At 49.1% G+C, this 17,593-nt stretch carries 15 protein-coding genes; 12 read left to right on the top strand and 3 right to left on the bottom strand.

Annotated features, from left to right (window positions below):
• Positions 1 to 33 precede the first annotated feature (33 nt).
• A complete protein-coding gene (locus tag J4N45_RS00995) occupies positions 34 to 1,221 on the bottom strand; it encodes a 3-phenylpropionate MFS transporter (RefSeq protein WP_252013109.1) in 1,188 nt (395 codons plus the stop codon).
• A gap of 217 nt (positions 1,222 to 1,438) precedes the next feature.
• On the opposite strand from J4N45_RS00995, the gene J4N45_RS00990 reads away from it, so the two are divergent.
• The 10 genes from J4N45_RS00990 to J4N45_RS00945 all read left to right on the top strand — a co-directional run bounded on the left by J4N45_RS00990 (position 1,439) and on the right by J4N45_RS00945 (position 13,017).
• Positions 1,439 to 3,259 carry a DUF294 nucleotidyltransferase-like domain-containing protein gene (locus J4N45_RS00990; protein WP_252013107.1) on the top strand — a complete coding sequence of 607 codons (1,821 nt, stop codon included), beginning with the start codon at positions 1,439 to 1,441 and terminating at the stop codon, positions 3,257 to 3,259.
• A 13-nt stretch (positions 3,260 to 3,272) separates the two neighbouring features.
• Positions 3,273 to 3,899: a 3'-5' exonuclease gene (locus J4N45_RS00985; protein WP_042478645.1), complete on the top strand. Its 627-nt coding sequence runs from the start codon at positions 3,273 to 3,275 to the stop codon at positions 3,897 to 3,899.
• A gap of 176 nt (positions 3,900 to 4,075) precedes the next feature.
• Positions 4,076 to 6,025: an acetate--CoA ligase gene (acs, locus tag J4N45_RS00980; protein WP_252013105.1), complete on the top strand. Its 1,950-nt coding sequence runs from the start codon at positions 4,076 to 4,078 to the stop codon at positions 6,023 to 6,025.
• Between the two features lie 278 nt (positions 6,026 to 6,303).
• The gene (aroQ, locus tag J4N45_RS00975) at positions 6,304 to 6,753 is read left to right on the top strand and encodes a type II 3-dehydroquinate dehydratase (RefSeq protein ID WP_042478614.1); all 450 of its coding nucleotides are present in this window, start codon (positions 6,304 to 6,306) and stop codon (positions 6,751 to 6,753) included.
• Between the two features lie 59 nt (positions 6,754 to 6,812).
• Positions 6,813 to 7,274: an acetyl-CoA carboxylase biotin carboxyl carrier protein gene (accB, locus tag J4N45_RS00970; RefSeq protein ID WP_252013102.1), complete on the top strand. Its 462-nt coding sequence runs from the start codon at positions 6,813 to 6,815 to the stop codon at positions 7,272 to 7,274.
• A gap of 14 nt (positions 7,275 to 7,288) precedes the next feature.
• On the top strand, positions 7,289 to 8,632 hold the full coding sequence (accC, locus tag J4N45_RS00965; RefSeq protein WP_234494709.1) for an acetyl-CoA carboxylase biotin carboxylase subunit: 1,344 nt from the start codon (positions 7,289 to 7,291) through the stop codon (positions 8,630 to 8,632).
• 104 nt (positions 8,633 to 8,736) lie between these two features.
• A complete protein-coding gene (gene prmA / locus J4N45_RS00960; protein ID WP_234494710.1) occupies positions 8,737 to 9,618 on the top strand; it encodes a 50S ribosomal protein L11 methyltransferase in 882 nt (293 codons plus the stop codon).
• 200 nt (positions 9,619 to 9,818) lie between these two features.
• Entirely contained in the window at positions 9,819 to 10,787 is a 969-nt protein-coding gene (gene dusB, locus J4N45_RS00955) for a tRNA dihydrouridine synthase DusB (RefSeq protein ID WP_252013100.1), read from the top strand.
• Between the two features lie 23 nt (positions 10,788 to 10,810).
• Complete coding sequence (gene fis / locus J4N45_RS00950; RefSeq protein WP_042478607.1) at positions 10,811 to 11,107, top strand: DNA-binding transcriptional regulator Fis; 297 nt, start codon at positions 10,811 to 10,813, stop codon at positions 11,105 to 11,107.
• 266 nt (positions 11,108 to 11,373) lie between these two features.
• Positions 11,374 to 13,017 (top strand): methyl-accepting chemotaxis protein, encoded by a 1,644-nt coding sequence (locus J4N45_RS00945; protein WP_252013098.1) that lies wholly within the window; start codon positions 11,374 to 11,376, stop codon positions 13,015 to 13,017.
• Between the two features lie 40 nt (positions 13,018 to 13,057).
• On the opposite strand, the gene zntR is transcribed toward J4N45_RS00945, so the two are convergent.
• Entirely contained in the window at positions 13,058 to 13,465 is a 408-nt protein-coding gene (gene zntR / locus J4N45_RS00940; RefSeq protein WP_252013096.1) for a Zn(2+)-responsive transcriptional regulator, read from the bottom strand.
• 291 nt (positions 13,466 to 13,756) lie between these two features.
• On the opposite strand from zntR, the gene purH reads away from it, so the two are divergent.
• Together purH and purD are read left to right on the top strand one after the other, a co-directional pair.
• Positions 13,757 to 15,349 carry a bifunctional phosphoribosylaminoimidazolecarboxamide formyltransferase/IMP cyclohydrolase gene (gene purH / locus J4N45_RS00935; RefSeq protein ID WP_252013093.1) on the top strand — a complete coding sequence of 531 codons (1,593 nt, stop codon included), beginning with the start codon at positions 13,757 to 13,759 and terminating at the stop codon, positions 15,347 to 15,349.
• A 119-nt stretch (positions 15,350 to 15,468) separates the two neighbouring features.
• A complete protein-coding gene (gene purD, locus J4N45_RS00930) occupies positions 15,469 to 16,755 on the top strand; it encodes a phosphoribosylamine--glycine ligase (RefSeq protein WP_252013091.1) in 1,287 nt (428 codons plus the stop codon).
• Positions 16,756 to 16,815: 60 nt separating this feature from the next.
• Here purD and J4N45_RS00925 read toward each other — a convergent pair whose 3' ends face one another.
• Positions 16,816 to 17,502 (bottom strand): DUF1481 domain-containing protein, encoded by a 687-nt coding sequence (locus J4N45_RS00925; RefSeq protein ID WP_252013089.1) that lies wholly within the window; start codon positions 17,500 to 17,502, stop codon positions 16,816 to 16,818.
• Positions 17,503 to 17,593: the final 91 nt, after the last annotated feature.

Here is a 17,593-nt window from a genome sequence, read left to right as displayed (position 1 = left end):
AGGGTTATCAGCATTTTTCTCAAATGTCGCCAATCAATTCTGTGGCTCAGGCTGAGGTTTTTCCGTGATATCTTGCGCGCCTTTTCGACTCGGCTCAACTTTGATAAACAGCGCCAGTAGCCCCATGACAGCCATACCCCAGAATACGTTGGCTCCCCAATTCTCGTAGCCCCAGCCGCTGACTGCCATCATCAGCGCAATAAACGCCCCCAACGGAATCGCATTGTAGAGCGCTTGCAGCGCCACCATCTTGTTCGACTCAGACTTCTGGATATATTGGATCGCGGCAATATGAGCGATAGCAAAGGTCACGCCATGCAGTAATTGAATCACAACCAGCGCTGCAACCGCGGTTGTCGATGCCGTCAGCCCCCAACGAACCATGACGCCCACAGAAGAAATGACAAACAAGGTGCGCAGTGACCAGCCAGCAAACCACTTCTTACTAAAGGCAAACAGCATGACTTCTGATACGACACCAAGACTCCAAAGATAACCGATTAAACTCTCTGGATGCCCCGCCTCTTTCCAATAGATAGAACTAAAGCTGTAGTACGCAGCATGGCTACCTTGGATAAGGGCTATCAATGCCAGAAAGCGAATCACTTCGGTATCTTTTAGCAGCGCACTCAACTTAGGTCTCACGGTATCTTCTTCGCTCTGCGAAACCGGCATAGTGGCTGGGTTTCTCATCACCAGGAGCATAGAAATCACGAAGCCAGCGATTGCCGTATAGACGATCATATTGGCACCAAACTGAGACGCTAAGTAGCCAACGGCTGACGAGCCCGCAATAAAGGCGACCGAGCCCCATAGCCTAGTGCGACCGTAATCAAGCATATTGCGGTTCGCATAGTGGTTCGCGGCGGCGTCCGATAGGGGAACAACAGGACCAAAGCTGAGGTTAAACAGCACAGTCACCAATGCCAGCATGGCAAAACTCGGACCCGCAGCTAGGTGCGCAGCAAGGAAAATTGTACAGGCTAACGTCGCCCAACGAAGCGCAGGCAGTAGGCTCTCTGCTTTGTGGATCCTAGGCGTGATGATCAGGTTGGCAACGCAGCGCGTAGCAAAGCCTAACCCCATCAAAAGGCCCACATCCGCTGCCGACACCCCCTGGTCTTCAAACCAAAGCGCCCAAAACGGTAAATAGACACCGTAAGAAAAGAAGAAACCAAATAAGTACTGGGAGACCCAAGCAAAAGGGGTTGGCGTTATCATGCAAATTAACCTAACTACAGCAGAACGGACAGAACAGAGGAAACGGCGCCATTATGCTACGAGTCTGCGCTCATAAAAAGGGAATTAATGAGTGAACGAATTTTCCCTTATTTGCTTGGCACCCGAATCTCGGTTGCTCTACGACTAAAGTCGTCTGGAGCTTAGCCACGAATTTGCCAGACTATTGCCATGATGTGGGAAAATGGAGCTTACTGGTATGCCTGATAAATTTAATATGTCGTCCCCCCCTTTCGACCGACTCAGTGAGCCTCAACAAAATCAGCTCCGCTCCGCTTTAGATGTGGCTTACTATCGAGATAAAGACACCATTGTTAAAGCGGGAGCCGAAGCTGACCAGCTCTACATCATCATCAAGGGCTCAGTTGAAGAGCGCGATACTGAGCGCAAAGAGGTCTACGCCCACTACACCTACGATGACATGTTTGATGTACGTGCGCTTCTGAGTGGCGCAGTAAAACATGACTATGTGGCGCTCGAAGACACCCTAGTGTATCTGCTCCCCAAAGATGTCTTTGTCACCCTTTACCACAGCAATGGGCAGTTTGCGGCCTACTTTGATACCAGCTTGGCAACACGCCAACAACTTATCGAAGAAGCGCAGAAGCAGCAAAATCTTGGTGAATTTATTCTGACTAAAGTCGATGAAGAGATCTACCATCCACCCTTAATCCTGCCAGCAAGCATGCCCATTACGGAGGTCACTCAAGCCTTATTAAATCAGGGTGTCGACGCTGCTTTGATTGAGCTCGATGAGAACGACCCGAGACTTGCCGCGCACACATCCCGTTATGGTATTGTCACTCGAACCAATATGCTGCATGCCGTGGTACTCGAACAGCTCGCTGCCAATACCGCTATTGGCGACATCGCCACTTACCCGGTTCACCAAGTCGAAAAGCATGAATTCCTCTTTAACGCCATGGTCACCATGACGCGTCAAAGAGTAAAACGTCTAATGGTCTGCGAGGGAAAAGAAGCAGTTGGGATGCTGGACATGACCCAGATATTGAGCGCGTTTTCTACCCACTCTCATGTGCTATCTCTTAGCATCGCGCGGGCAAATAGCATTGATGAGCTCGCCCTAGCCTCCAATCGCCAGCAGCAATTGGTCGACAGTCTCGTGACCAACGGCATCCGAACTCGCTTCATGATGGAACTGGTTTCCGCAGTGAATGAACAGATCATCGAGCGCGCCTTTGAGCTTGTTGTCCCGCCAGCCATGCATAATCACTGCTGTTTAATCGTGATGGGGTCTGAAGGTCGAGGCGAGCAGATCCTGAAAACCGACCAAGATAATGCGCTGATATTAGAGCAAGGATTAGAGTGGCCGAATCAGCAACGTGTCCTTGATGAACTCAACCATACTCTTGCCCGGCTCGGCTACCCACTTTGCCCCGGCAACGTCATGGTCAGCAACCCTCACTGGGTCCGAACAACAACTGAATGGCAGCAACATATCGAAAAGCTTGTCGCCAGTGCAAACAGTGAAAGTGTCATGGAAATCGCCATCCTTGCCGATGCTCGGGCTGTTGCAGGGAACCTCGAACTACTTGCACCTGTAAAACAGCACTTGCAGCAACAAATGGAAGGACAAGAGCTCATATTGACCGAGTTCACTCGCCCAGCGCTGAACTTTGCGGTACCCCTGACCCTGTTTGGTAATGTAAAAAGCTCCAAGCAAGGGGTAGATCTAAAACAAGGGGGGATCTTCCCTATTGTTCATGGTGTTCGAGCGCTAAGCATGGAATACGCCATCGATGCCACTAACACCTTTGATCGCATCGACCAATTGGTGACTAAACGAGTATTAGAGCAAGAAACCGCAGAGAACCTAGCGGAGGCACTGAAGCATTTTTTCAAGCTCAGATTACAACAACAGCTGTCGCATCACGATATTAGTAATGCCATTCAATTAGACGCGCTTGAACGGCCTGAACGCGACCTGTTACGTCATGGGCTGCACGTGGTGAAAAAGTTTAAGCAGTGGCTTGGCTACCACTACCAGATTCGTCATTGATAGTGATCTTGCTATGAATATTCTGACCAAAGCCTACTGGCGCTATCAAACCAAAGGGAGTGATTACCAAAGCCTCTTCACTCGCCCAGTGCCAAATGAGTTTGTTTCACTCGATTGTGAAACCACCAGCCTCGATCCGAATGTGGCGGACATTGTGACCATTGCCGCCACAAAGATTATTGATAACCGCATTATCACCAGCGCTCCGTTTGAGGTCAGACTCTCTGCGCCAAAGTCTTTGGATGAAGACTCTATCAAGATCCACCATATCAGACACGACGACCTCAAGCATGGCATCAGTGAAAAGCAAGCCATTCAAGCGCTGATAAAATTCATCGGTAACCGGCCACTGGTGGGCTACCACATTCGTTATGACAAAAAGATCCTCGACCGTGCCTGCAAAAAGCACCTCGGCTTTCCCCTACCTAATGCCTTGATTGAAGTGAGCCAAATCTATAACGACCAGCTGCTTAAGATGCTGCCCAATGGCTATTTTGATCTTAGTCTTGAAGCCATCTGTCGCCATTTACAAATACCTAATTACCACAAGCACGATGCGCTCGAAGATGCCAAAGCGGCAGCGATGGTTTACCTAAAGCTGACTCGCGGTTCACTGCCACCGTTTCGACCTCAGAGCTAATTTCACCTGAACTGCGACCCACATCTAATTACCAACCTTCGTTAACCCACTAATTTAGCTCAACTTTTCACCAGTACGCCTAAAGTCTAATTGCTCATTGCCTCGAACTAGCCGAGAGTTAATACACGATCTAGTTCAGCCCTAGCCCGCTAAGCTCAATTCAAAGGAGAGAAGCAATGAGTGAAGTTCATGTTTATCCGGTAAAAGAAAACATTAAAACCAACACACATGCGGATAACGACACTTATCTATCTATGTATCAACAGTCCGTCTCGGACCCTGAAGGATTCTGGGGAGAGCACGGCAAAATCGTTGATTGGATAAAGCCATTCACCAAAGTCAAACACACCTCTTTTGACACTGGCCATGTCGACATTCGCTGGTTTGAAGATGGTACACTGAACGTCTCAGCAAACTGTATTGACCGCCATCTCGCAGAGCGTGGTGATGACGTCGCAATCATTTGGGAAGGCGACGATCCTGCTGACGATAAAACCCTCACCTTCAATGAACTGTACAAAGAAGTGTGTAAGTTCTCTAACGCACTAAAAGCACAAGGCGTCAACAAGGGTGATGTGGTCTGTCTATACATGCCGATGGTTCCAGAAGCGGCAGTCGCAATGCTCGCTTGTACACGTATCGGTGCTGTCCATACCGTTGTCTTCGGTGGCTTCTCTCCTGAAGCACTGTCAGGTCGTATTATCGATTCAGACGCAAAAGTGGTGATTACTGCAGATGAAGGTGTACGTGGTGGCCGCGCAGTACCTTTGAAAAAGAACGTTGATGAGGCACTGACGAACCCAGAAGTGAAAACCATTTCCAAGGTTATGGTACTTAAGCGCACGGGTGGTGATGTGGCTTGGCATGAGCATCGTGATGTGTGGTGGCATGAAGCAACCGAAAATGCCTCTGAGGTATGCCCACCAGAAGAAATGAGCGCAGAAGACCCGCTATTCATCCTCTATACTTCTGGCTCAACAGGTAAACCAAAAGGCGTTCTGCACACCACGGGTGGATACCTCGTTTACGCAACCATGACCTTTAAATATGTCTTCGACTATCAGCCAGGCGAAACCTTCTGGTGTACCGCTGATGTAGGCTGGATTACCGGTCACACCTACCTAATCTATGGTCCACTCGCCAATGGTGCCAAAACTATTTTGTTTGAAGGCGTACCTAACTACCCAGATACCAGCCGTATGAGTGAAGTTGTCGACAAGCACCAAGTCAACATCCTCTATACTGCACCGACTGCGATTCGTGCACTAATGGCGAAGGGCGATGAAGCGGTCAAGGGCACCACTCGCGACAGCCTACGCATCATGGGCTCAGTTGGCGAACCAATTAACCCAGAAGCTTGGGAATGGTATTACAAAACTATCGGTAACGAGCAATCACCTATCGTCGACACCTGGTGGCAGACAGAAACAGGCGGTATCTTGATTACTCCACTACCGGGAGCCACAGAGCTCAAACCAGGTTCGGCAACTCGCCCATTCTTCGGCGTGCAACCTGCGCTAGTCGACAACATGGGGAATATTGTCGATGGCGCGACCGAAGGCAACTTAGTCATTCTGGACTCTTGGCCGGGCCAAATGCGTACCGTGTATGGAGACCACGACCGCTTTGAGCAAACCTACTTCTCGACCTTTAAAGGCATGTACTTTACGGGTGACGGTGCTCGCCGTGATGAAGATGGTTACTACTGGATTACAGGCCGTGTTGATGACGTACTTAACGTCTCCGGCCACCGCATGGGTACCGCAGAGATTGAATCGGCGTTGGTTGCTTTCGATAAAATTGCTGAAGCCGCAATCGTTGGTATTCCACACGACATTAAAGGTCAGGCTATCTACGCCTACATCACGCTAAATGATGGCGAATTCCCATCAGCTGAGCTGCATAAAGAGGTGAAAGATTGGGTTCGTAAAGAGATCGGTCCAATCGCCACGCCAGATGTCCTGCACTGGACGGACTCACTACCTAAGACTCGCTCTGGTAAAATCATGCGTCGAATTCTACGTAAGATCGCCACCGGCGACACCAGTAATTTAGGTGATACGTCAACGCTTGCCGATCCGAGCGTCGTCGATAAGTTGATTGCAGAGAAAGCCGAGCTGGTTTAGTGCATCTCTGTGACAATCTGATAACAAGCCGCCCCTTCTGGGGCGGCTTTTTTGTTTCAGCTTTTTTCAGCTGGCTGTCAAAATGTGCTCTGTGTTGCAATTTTTCTGACAGAGCACAGGAGATTAGACCAGTAAATTGCTGCTAAATGTTGTGAATTAGCTATAATCTTGGTCAATTTTTAAAAATATGAGCTCGGCGAGCTTCTCAGCCGCTCCTATTTTTATGTAAACTTGGGATAAACCCCGTTTATTTCACGTTAACCGAAGATGGCGACAATATGACAGCAAAGTCTCGAATTCTAGTTTTAAATGGCCCAAATCTTAATCTGTTAGGAGTAAGAGAGCCGGGACATTACGGCAGTGAAACACTCTCACAAATTGTTGATAACCTAGAAAAGCAGGCTGCTCAGGCAGATATCGAGTTGTCCCACCTTCAATCTAACCGTGAATATGAGCTCATTGAGGCGATACACGCAGCATTTGGGAATACCGATTTTATTATCATTAACCCTGCGGCGTTCACCCATACCAGTGTTGCACTGCGTGATGCATTACTAGGGGTCTCAATTCCGTTTATCGAAGTGCACTTATCAAACGTTCATGCCCGAGAACCATTCCGTCATCACTCTTATCTGTCCGATGTGGCACAAGGTGTGATTTGCGGATTGGGTTCACAAGGCTATGAATTTGCGCTTTCAGCCGCCATTAAGGCGCTAAAAGCAAAATAACCAAATACTCTACGGCTTAATGTAAAGCCGTCTTACTCACAAGACAAAGAGAAAGAAACATGGATATTCGTAAAATCAAAAAGCTAATTGAACTGGTTGAAGAGTCTGGCATCGCTGAGCTAGAGATCTCAGAAGGTGAAGAGTCAGTACGCATCAGCCGCAACGGCCCAGCAGCTGCACCAGCACCTGTTCATTACGCAGCAGCACCTGCTCCACTAGCAGCGCCGGCAGCAGCTCCAGCCGCGGCACCAGTTGCAGCTGAAGAAGCAGCACCTGCAGCACCAGCTGGTCACCAGGTTCTTTCTCCAATGGTTGGTAGCTTCTACCGTGCGCCAAGCCCAGATGCAAAACCATTTGTTGAAGTTGGTCAATCTGTTAGCGCTGGCGATACTATCTGTATCGTTGAAGCAATGAAGATGATGAACCAGATTGAAGCAGACAAGTCAGGCGTTATCACTGCAATCCTAGTAGAAGATGGTCAAGCTGTAGAATTCGATCAACCGCTAGTTATCATCGAATAAGCGGGGCTTTGACTATGTTAGATAAAGTCGTTATCGCAAACCGAGGTGAGATTGCACTTCGTATTTTGCGCGCTTGTAAAGAGCTAGGTATCAAGACGGTGGCTGTTCACTCAACAGCGGACCGCGACCTAAAGCACGTACTACTTGCTGATGAAGCCATTTGTATTGGTCCAGCACGTGGTATCGACAGCTACCTAAATATCCCACGTATCATTTCAGCCGCTGAAGTAACAGGCGCTGTGGCGATCCACCCGGGTTACGGTTTCTTGTCCGAGAATGCCGATTTTGCAGAGCAAGTTGAACGCTCTGGATTCATCTTCATCGGTCCTAAAGCAGACACGATTCGCATGATGGGTGATAAAGTATCAGCTATCACAGCAATGAAAAAAGCGGGCGTACCATGTGTACCTGGCTCTGATGGTCCACTGGACGATGACGAAGCGAAAAACAAGGCGCACGCGAAGCGCATTGGCTACCCAGTGATCATCAAAGCCTCTGGTGGCGGTGGCGGTCGCGGTATGCGTGTGGTTCGCAGTGAAGCTGAGTTGGTTGAATCCATTGCCATGACACGTGCAGAAGCAAAAGCTGCCTTCAACAACGACATCGTTTACATGGAGAAATTCCTAGAAAACCCTCGTCACGTTGAAGTTCAGGTTATCGCAGACGGTCAAGGCGGCGCTATCCACCTTGGCGAACGTGACTGTTCAATGCAGCGTCGTCACCAAAAGGTCGTTGAAGAAGCACCAGCACCAGGCATCACTGAAGAGATGCGTAAGTACATCGGTGAACGCTGTACACGTGCATGTATCGAAATAGGTTACCGCGGCGCAGGTACGTTTGAGTTCCTATACGAAAACGGTGAGTTCTACTTCATCGAAATGAACACGCGTATTCAGGTAGAGCATCCAGTAACAGAGATGGTGACTGGCGTTGACCTAATCAAAGAGCAGCTTCGCGTTGCAGCAGGTCAACCACTGTCATTCACTCAGGATGACATCAAGCTGCGTGGCCATGCGATTGAATGTCGTATCAACGCGGAAGACCCTGAGCGCTTCCTTCCATGTCCAGGTACCATCGAACGCTTCCACGCGCCGGGCGGTATGGGCGTTCGTTGGGAATCGCACATCTACACGGGTTACACAGTACCACCTCATTACGATTCAATGATCGGTAAGCTGATCACGTTCGGTGAGAACCGCGATGTAGCGATTGCTCGCATGAAGAATGCACTGGGCGAGATGTTCATTGAAGGCATCAAGACCAACATTCCTCTACAAGAATCAATCATGAATGATGAAAACTTCCAACACGGCGGTGCCAACATTCATTACCTAGAGAAGAAGCTTGGCATGAGCTAGTCACTTCTCTATTGATAAAAACCCGCCACGGCGGGTTTTTTTATGCCGAGCGTCAGTGAATCTGCTACACTCTGCGCAAAATTCATCTTGCTAGGACCCAACTTATGCCTTGGATTCAAATTAAACTCAACGCGACCAATGAAAATGCAGAGCAAATCGGCGATATGCTGATGGAAGAAACGGGCGCATTGTCTGTCACTTTCCTCGATGCGCATGATACGCCTGTATTTGAACCATTGCCTGGTGAGACGCGTTTGTGGGGCGATACTGATATCGTTGCGCTATACGACGCCGAAGCAGACACTCAGTGGGTGGTTGAGACAATCAAAGGCAGCAATATGCTACCGGAAGGCTTTGCCCACAAGGTCGAGCAGCTAGAAGACAAGGACTGGGAACGTGAGTGGATGGAAAACTTCCACCCAATGAAATTTGGTGAGCGCCTATGGATCTGCCCTAGCTGGCGTGATGTTCCAGAGCCCGATGCGGTGAATGTGATGCTTGATCCTGGTCTTGCATTCGGTACCGGAACACACCCAACCACGGCACTGTGTCTTGAGTGGCTAGAGTCATTAGATCTCGCTGGCAAGACAGTTATCGACTTTGGTTGTGGTTCAGGGATCCTAGCGATTGCCGCAATCAAACTTGGCGCAGCGAAAGTGATCGGGATCGACATTGATCCTCAAGCACTGATTGCGTCGAAAGACAACGCACAGCGCAATGGCGTTGCCGATCAACTAGAGCTTTTCCTACCTCAAGACCAACCAGAAGGTCTGATTGCCGACGTCGTGGTGGCGAACATCCTTGCCGGTCCTTTACGTGACCTTTCCGGCATCATTAAAGGTCTAGTAAAACCAGGTGGTGAGCTCGCTATGTCTGGCGTTTTGGATACTCAAGCTGAAGATGTCGCCAACTACTATCGCGATGAGATGAGCATTGACCCTATCGTTGAGCTCAACGAGTGGTGTCGTATCTCGGGCAAAAAATAACCATTCTCGTTTAAATCGCGGTGTTTTAGGGGGCTAAAATACCGCGATTTTTGCTCTAAAAAGAATAGTTTTAAGACTAAGCGCCTGAAAATGCGACAATTTGCAGAAACAAATTGTAAATGCTCAAATATTAGTCTTTTCACGCACCGAAAAAATGCGTAAAATGCGCGCCCTTGCTTGTGTAAACCTGTGGCGCTGTTTTGAAAATCGGACAATACCAACTTAAGAACAACCTGATTGTCGCACCTATGGCGGGTGTTACTGATAGGCCGTTCCGTGAGTTGTGCCTTCGTTACGGTGCGGGTATGGCCGTCAGTGAAATGATGTCGTCTAACCCAAAACTGTGGAAAACAGCCAAGTCACAGCAGCGCATGGTGCACGAGGGCGAATCCGGTATTCGTTCGGTGCAAATTGCAGGAGCCGATCCAACGCTTATGGCGGAAGCGGCACAGTTCAGTGTTGAAAACGGTGCGCAAATCATCGACATCAACATGGGCTGCCCTGCTAAGAAAGTGAATAAAAAGCTGGCGGGTTCAGCACTGCTTAAGTACCCAGATATCATCGAAGATATCCTGCGTACTGTAGTCAATGCCGTCGATGTCCCTGTGACATTAAAAACCCGTACAGGTTGGGATACAGACAATAAAAACTGTGTCCAAATTGCAAAACTAGCCGAAGACTGCGGCATACAGGCGCTCGCCCTTCATGGTCGAACGCGTACCTGCATGTACAAAGGCGAGGCAGAATACGACAGCATCAAAGCGGTAAAAGAAGCTGTCTCTATACCGGTTATCGCTAACGGTGATATCGATAGCCCAGAGAAAGCGAAATATGTACTGGATTACACCGGTGCAGACGCTTTGATGATTGGACGTCCGGCCCAAGGACGGCCATGGATTTTCGAGGAAATCCAACACTATTTGGAAAACGGCACACTGATGCCTGAGCGCCCGACTTCGGACGTGCAGGGTATCTTGCTTGGTCATGTTCAAGCGCTCCACCAATTTTATGGTGAGTTCTTAGGTCCACGCATCGCGCGTAAGCATGTTGGCTGGTACCTAAAAGAACATGAGCAGGCGGGTGAGTTCCGCCGTACCTTCAACGCGATTGATGCTGCTAATGAACAGCTCGACGCATTGCAAGGTTATTTTGACAACGTTGCATCATAATTACGAGAAGAGCTAAACCGATTATGTTCGAACAAAATTTGACTTCAGAACCATTGACAGTTACTACAGTAACATCTTCAGACCAAATCACTCAGAAGCCACTACGTGACTCTGTAAAAGCGTCTCTAAAGAACTACCTTGCTCAATTAAATGGTCAAGACGTCACTGAATTGTATGAACTAGTTCTAGCGGAAGTTGAACAGCCGCTACTAGACACCATCATGCAGTACACTCGCGGTAACCAAACTCGCGCAGCAACTATGATGGGTATCAACCGCGGTACTCTTCGTAAGAAGCTTAAGAAATACGGCATGAACTAATTCGCCTTTAGCGAACGTATTTGACATTAAAGGGCCTGAAGTACGCTTCAGGCCCTTTTCTTATTCTCTGTCCCAGCATTCAACCACTTTCCACCACCCAACTGACTTCATATTGCGCCTAGCAACTTTGTGATCTGACGTAAAATTAGACGATAGTGGAATAGAGTCCGTGATCAGCATGGCGTAAGGTATTGTTATAACAACAATATAAAACCTTTAATAAACGCTAGGTAATATCTGCCCTTTTAAGAAAAGGAGTTCTTAAGATGACTACCCCGTTGCTGCGCAATACCTCTATTCAACACCGCTTGTTTGTGCTTATCGCACTGGTTTCTGCTGCCCTGTTTGTGCCACTGGTGTTGGCACTGTTGGATTATCAGAACTCGCTGATGGAAAACAAGCAAAGTAAGACCCAACATCTGGTTCAAACTGCCTACACCCTCGTGGAGCACTACCACCAACAATATAGCTCTGGCCAACTGACGCTAGAGCAAGCTCAGTCTGAAGCTTCAAAGGCGGTTCAAAGCCTTCGCTATGATGCTAACGACTATTTTTGGATCAACGATCTAAAGCCTGCGATGGTTATGCACCCCATGAAACCCGCGCTCAATGGGCAAGATCTCAGCCAAGTTGCCGATCCAAATGGCAAAAGACTGTTTGTTGATATGGTGAATCTCGCGAAACAGCAACAGTCAGGGCTTGTGAACTACATGTGGCCTAAGCCAGGCTCAGACGCGCCGGTAGAGAAAGTGTCTTATATTAAGCTGTTTAAGCCATGGGGCTGGGTTATCGGCTCAGGTGTCTATGTCGATGACGTCGAGGCATTGACCTGGCAAGCCACCAAGAAAGTACTGATGAGTGTGGTCGCAGCACTCGCTGTGATGCTTGTGCTTGCTTACCTGATTGGTCGCAGCATCGTTCAACCTTGCCGTGACACACGCGACGCATTGAACGACATTGCCAACGGTGATGGCGATCTCTCCAGAACCCTTCCAGAAACAGGGACCGACGAGCTCAGCCAAATCGCATCCGCGTTTAACCGCTTTACTCATAAGCTAGAGAACACGATTAAAGAGATTAAGCCAGTCACCGAGAACATCACTCAAGCCGCCGTGTCATTGAATCAAGTCGCCCAAAATGGCGCTGCCCAGTCTGAGCAGCAGCAACAAGCCGTCGATACTGTCGCCTCGGCCATGAACCAGTTGCACGCCAGTAACCAAGAGATCGCTCATTCAGCGCAGCAAGCTGCGAGTGCCGCTAAGATGGCGAGTGAACAAGGCCAGCAAGGCAGTCGCGTGATTGAACTCGCGACGCAGCACATGCAATCGCTATCTGAGCTACTAACCACCACGGATAGCAGCATTCAGATCCTCGCCAACGACACGCAAGAAGTCAGCTCAGTGCTAGAGGTTATTCGTGGAGTGGCAGAGCAAACCAATCTACTTGCGCTGAACGCCGCAATCGAAGCCGCTCGCGCCGGTGAACAAGGACGTGGATTTGCTGTGGTAGCAGACGAGGTCAGAACCTTAGCCACCCGCACTCAAAGTAGCACCGATGAAATTGAACAGATCATTCAGAAGCTTCAAAGCCAAGCAGCGGAAGTCAGCCAATCGATGATTCACACTCAGCAGCAATCAGTTGAAACCTTATCTGAGGTAGCGAATGCCAAACTCGCATTGGATGAGATTGATGCCCAGGTCAATGAGATTGTGTCACTCAATGAGCAAATCGCAGAGGCAAGCGCTCAGCAGACTCAGGCGACCGATGAGATCAGTCAGAACGTGACGCAAATTGCCGACCACGGCAGTCAATCAGCGAAAGAAGCTCAGAATCTGGCGAAAGCCAGCGAGCAGTTGATGGAAAATGGTCACACGCTTAGCCAAGGCATTGGCGCATTCAAAGTATCTTAAACAGCGGGAATAAAATTGAGAGGAGTCGCTCAGGCTCCTCTTAGTCTTTGCTGGACTCCAAGGCTGCTAGTATCGAGCAGTGGCTCGCATCGTGTTCATGCCCGCAGCAGGCATCATTGATTTTTTTCAGCGCTTCGCGAATCCGTGTCAGCTCGGCAATTTTGTCATCAATCGTTGCCAGCTTAGCGCTAGTGATAGACTTAACCTCCGCACAGCTATGCTCAGTGGCTTCAAGCTTGATGCCAAGCAGCTCTTTAATCTCATCTAAGCTCAGCCCTAAGGATTTCGCCTTGAGGATAAAGCTCACCTGTTGCTGACTCTGCTCATTGTAGAGACGATACCCCGATTCGCTGCGCCCTGCTGGCTCAATAAGTTGGTTTTTCTCGTAAAAACGCAACGTATCCGCAGTGACTTTGCAGCGTTTTGCTAACTCACCTATTTGAAACATAACCGTTTAAATTAACCTCTTTGTTACAAAAGTGTTCTTTAATAGGCTTTTTTGCACTTTTTTTGCCTATGCCAAACGATTGCGCGAGCTTTTTTGTAATAGATTGGTTAGAATACGCGCCATCGCCACCCCGGTGGAAAAATTCCAAGGGTATTTACCCAACAGACGACTGGGTCGCCTCAATCATGAAAGACCTCGTCCTGTTTGGCAACTATCTTTAAATCCGCAGGCCAAACCAATCGTTTGCCCTGTACACAGCAACACAATCTGTGACTTTGAGGAAACAGAAGCATGAGTAACGCTCGTCCAATTCGCCGCGCTTTAATCAGCGTATCTGACAAAACTGGTATCGTTGAATTCGCACAAGCACTAGCACAACGCGGTGTTGATATCCTTTCTACTGGTGGTACTGCTCGCCTACTTGCTGAGCAAGGTATCGCGGTAACTGAAGTATCTGACTACACTGGCTTCCCAGAGATGATGGATGGTCGTGTTAAGACGCTACATCCGAAAGTACACGGTGGTGTGCTAGGTCGTCGCGGTCAAGACGACGAAGTGATGGCAACTCACGGCATCAACCCAATCGATATGGTTGTGGTTAACCTATACCCATTTGCTGCAACGGTAGCAAAAGAAGGCTGCACACTAGAAGACGCAGTAGAAAACATCGATATCGGTGGTCCAACTATGGTTCGCTCTGCAGCGAAAAACCACAAAGACGTGACTATCGTTGTAAACGCACACGACTACGACCGCGTTATTGCTGAAATGGACGCAAACGACAAATCTCTTACACTAGAGACGCGTTTCGACCTAGCTATTGCAGCGTTTGAACACACTGCATCTTACGACGGCATGATCGCAAATTACTTCGGCACTATGGTTCCATCTTACGGTGAGAACAAAGAAGGTGACGAGGAGTCTAAATTCCCACGCACGTTTAACCAGCAGTTCGTGAAGAAACAAGACATGCGCTACGGTGAGAACAGCCACCAAGACGCGGCATTCTACGTAGAAGCGAACCCAGAAGAAGCGTCAGTATCGACTGCTCGCCAGATCCAGGGTAAAGCTCTGTCTTACAACAACATCGCTGACACTGATGCAGCACTTGAGTGTGTGAAAGAGTTTGCCGAACCTGCTTGCGTTATCGTTAAGCACGCCAATCCATGTGGTGTTGCACTAGGTAAAGACATCCTTGAAGCGTATGACCGCGCTTACAAAACTGACCCAACGTCAGCGTTTGGCGGCATCATCGCATTCAACCAAGAGCTAGATGCAGAAACAGCGAAAGCGATTGTTGAGCGTCAGTTCGTTGAAGTGATTATCGCACCTTCTGTTTCTGCGGAAGCAGTAGAAGTGGTTGCGGCTAAGAAAAACGTTCGCCTACTAGAGTGTGGCGAGTGGACAACTAAGACGACTGGTTTTGACGTTAAGCGCGTTAACGGTGGCCTTCTGGTTCAAGACCGTGACCAAGGTATGGTATCGCTAGATGACCTTAAAGTGGTTTCTAAGCGTCAGCCTACAGAAGAAGAGCTGAAAGACGCACTATTCTGCTGGAAAGTGGCTAAGTATGTGAAATCAAACGCGATCGTTTACTCGAAAGGCGACATGACTATCGGTGTGGGCGCTGGTCAAATGAGCCGCGTGTACTCAGCGAAAATTGCTGGCATCAAGGCTGCTGACGAAGGTCTACAGGTTGAAGGCTGTGTAATGGCATCTGATGCGTTCTTCCCGTTCCGCGATGGCATTGACGCTGCAGCAGAAGCTGGCATCAAGTGCGTTATCCAACCAGGCGGCTCTATGCGCGATGACGAAGTTATCGCTGCGGCTGACGAGCATGGCATGGCGATGATCTTTACAGGCATGCGCCACTTCCGTCACTAATTCGTTTTTGGTTCTCCCCCTTAATAAGGGGGAGTTAGAGGGGGTCTGTTTGCGAGATCGCGATTTACCCCTCCCAGCCTCCCCTTATTAAGGGGAGGAGCAAAATCAAAGGATATATTATGAACGTTCTAATTATTGGTGCTGGTGGTCGTGAGCACGCTCTGGGTTGGAAAGTGGCTCAGAATCCAAATGTTGAAACGGTTTTCGTCGCACCTGGTAACGCAGGTTCTGCGCTTGAGCCTAAGCTAGAAAACGTTGCGATTGACGTTGAAGACATTCAAGGTCTGGTTGCGTTTGCAAAAGAGAAGAACATCGAGCTAACGATTGTGGGCCCTGAAGCACCGCTTGTGATTGGTGTGGTTGATGCATTCCAAGAAGCCGGTCTAGCTATCTTTGGTCCGACTCAAGCTGCCGCTCAGCTAGAAGGCTCAAAAGCATTCACCAAAGACTTCCTAGCTCGTCACGCTATCCCGACTGGCGCTTACGCGAACTTCACTGAAATCGAGCCAGCACTGGCTTACGTTCGCGAGCAAGGCGCTCCGATCGTGGTTAAGGCTGACGGTCTTGCGGCTGGTAAAGGTGTGATCGTTGCGATGACGCTAGAAGAAGCAGAAGACGCAATCAAAGACATGCTGGCTGGCAACGCATTTGGCGACGCGGGCAGCCGTGTAGTTATCGAAGAGTTCCTAGACGGCGAAGAAGCAAGCTTCATCGTGATGGTTGATGGCGAAAACGTATTGCCAATGGCAACCAGCCAAGACCATAAACGTGTTGGTGATAAGGACACAGGTCCTAACACTGGCGGCATGGGCGCTTACTCTCCTGCTCCAGTCGTGACGCAAGAAATCCATAACCGCATCATGGAAGAAGTTATCTATCCAACGGTTCGCGGCATGGCTTCTGAAGGTAACCCATACACAGGTTTCCTATATGCAGGTCTGATGATCGACAAAGACGGCACGCCTAAAGTTATCGAATACAACTGCCGTTTCGGTGACCCAGAAACACAACCTATCATGATGCGTATGCAATCAGACATGGTTGAGCTTTGCCAAGCTGCGATCGACAGGAAGCTAGACCAAGTTGAGTCTAAGTGGGACCCACGTGCGTCTATCGGTATCGTTCTAGCGGCTGGCGGTTACCCAGCGTCTTACAACAAGGGTGACGTTATCTCTGGTCTACCGACTACAGAAGTGGAAGGCGAGAAGGTATTCCACGCTGGTACGGCTGACAAAGACGGCAATGTTGTGACTAACGGTGGTCGTGTACTCTGTGCGACTGCACTGGGCAACACCGTATCTGAAGCTCAAGCGCGCGCGTATGAGCTGACTAAGAAGATCAGCTGGGACGGCATGTTCCACCGCAACGACATCGGTTACCGTGCAATTGCTCGCGAGCAAAAGTAACCGAGCCTAGTTCATATTGAAAAGGGTGCCGCTTGGCACCCTTTTTTTGTTCAACACTCGTTAGGTTAACTCTGGCTTCGGAATACAGTCTTTTGAGCCCTCGGCGAGCATCAGCAGTTGCTCGACTCTAGCGCCTGTTAGTCGTGTACTTCCCAGAAAAGCCACATAGCTTTCAACCTCAGCTAAGCGCTTGACCACAAAATTCGGTAAGCTCTCCTCAAACTTGATATCGCTAAACTCGATGCCATTGCAGGTTTCTAGAGTTTCACCGTCCCAATGCCCTTGAACGAGCTCTAGACCATCACTGTCTTGCTCTTTCACACGCTCAACGAGCAGTGAGGCTTCTCTTTGATAGTTCTCAAGCTGAGCTTTCTTGACCGGTAAAACCTTACCGTTGCGGCGATACTGCTGATAGATAGCTTCGCCATCTTTATTGAAACGCACATGAATGCGGTACGTCACCTCACCTGTCTCTATCTCGTTCTGCACCCCTTCGCGCACGAACTCACGCAATGTATCGCCTTCCCAGCGATAGTTGGATTGATACCAACCATAGTCGTTCATATTGACGTAATCAGCAGCACTGTATGGACGCGTCAGCTTTTCGGTGTACCAATAGAAACTCGTCGCATCACCAAGGGTTTGCCCGCCCGTATAGTTCGAGAATTGATTGAGACTAGGCGATGGCGTTGAGGAACAGCCAATCAAGGTGGCCGCGAGAAGTGAAACCAACAGTGTTTTTTTCATAATTTGTTAGACACCTCGTGTGAACGCAAGATATGGAAAATGACTCTCCTACAGAAGTAAGACAGTAAATAGCGAATCGCGTTCAGTCAAT

The sequence above is a fragment of the Vibrio sp. SCSIO 43140 genome (assembly GCF_023716585.1).
In the GTDB taxonomy this organism is placed as follows: Bacteria; Pseudomonadota; Gammaproteobacteria; order Enterobacterales; family Vibrionaceae; genus Vibrio; species Vibrio maritimus_B.
This window is presented reverse-complemented; position numbering and strand designations above follow the sequence as displayed.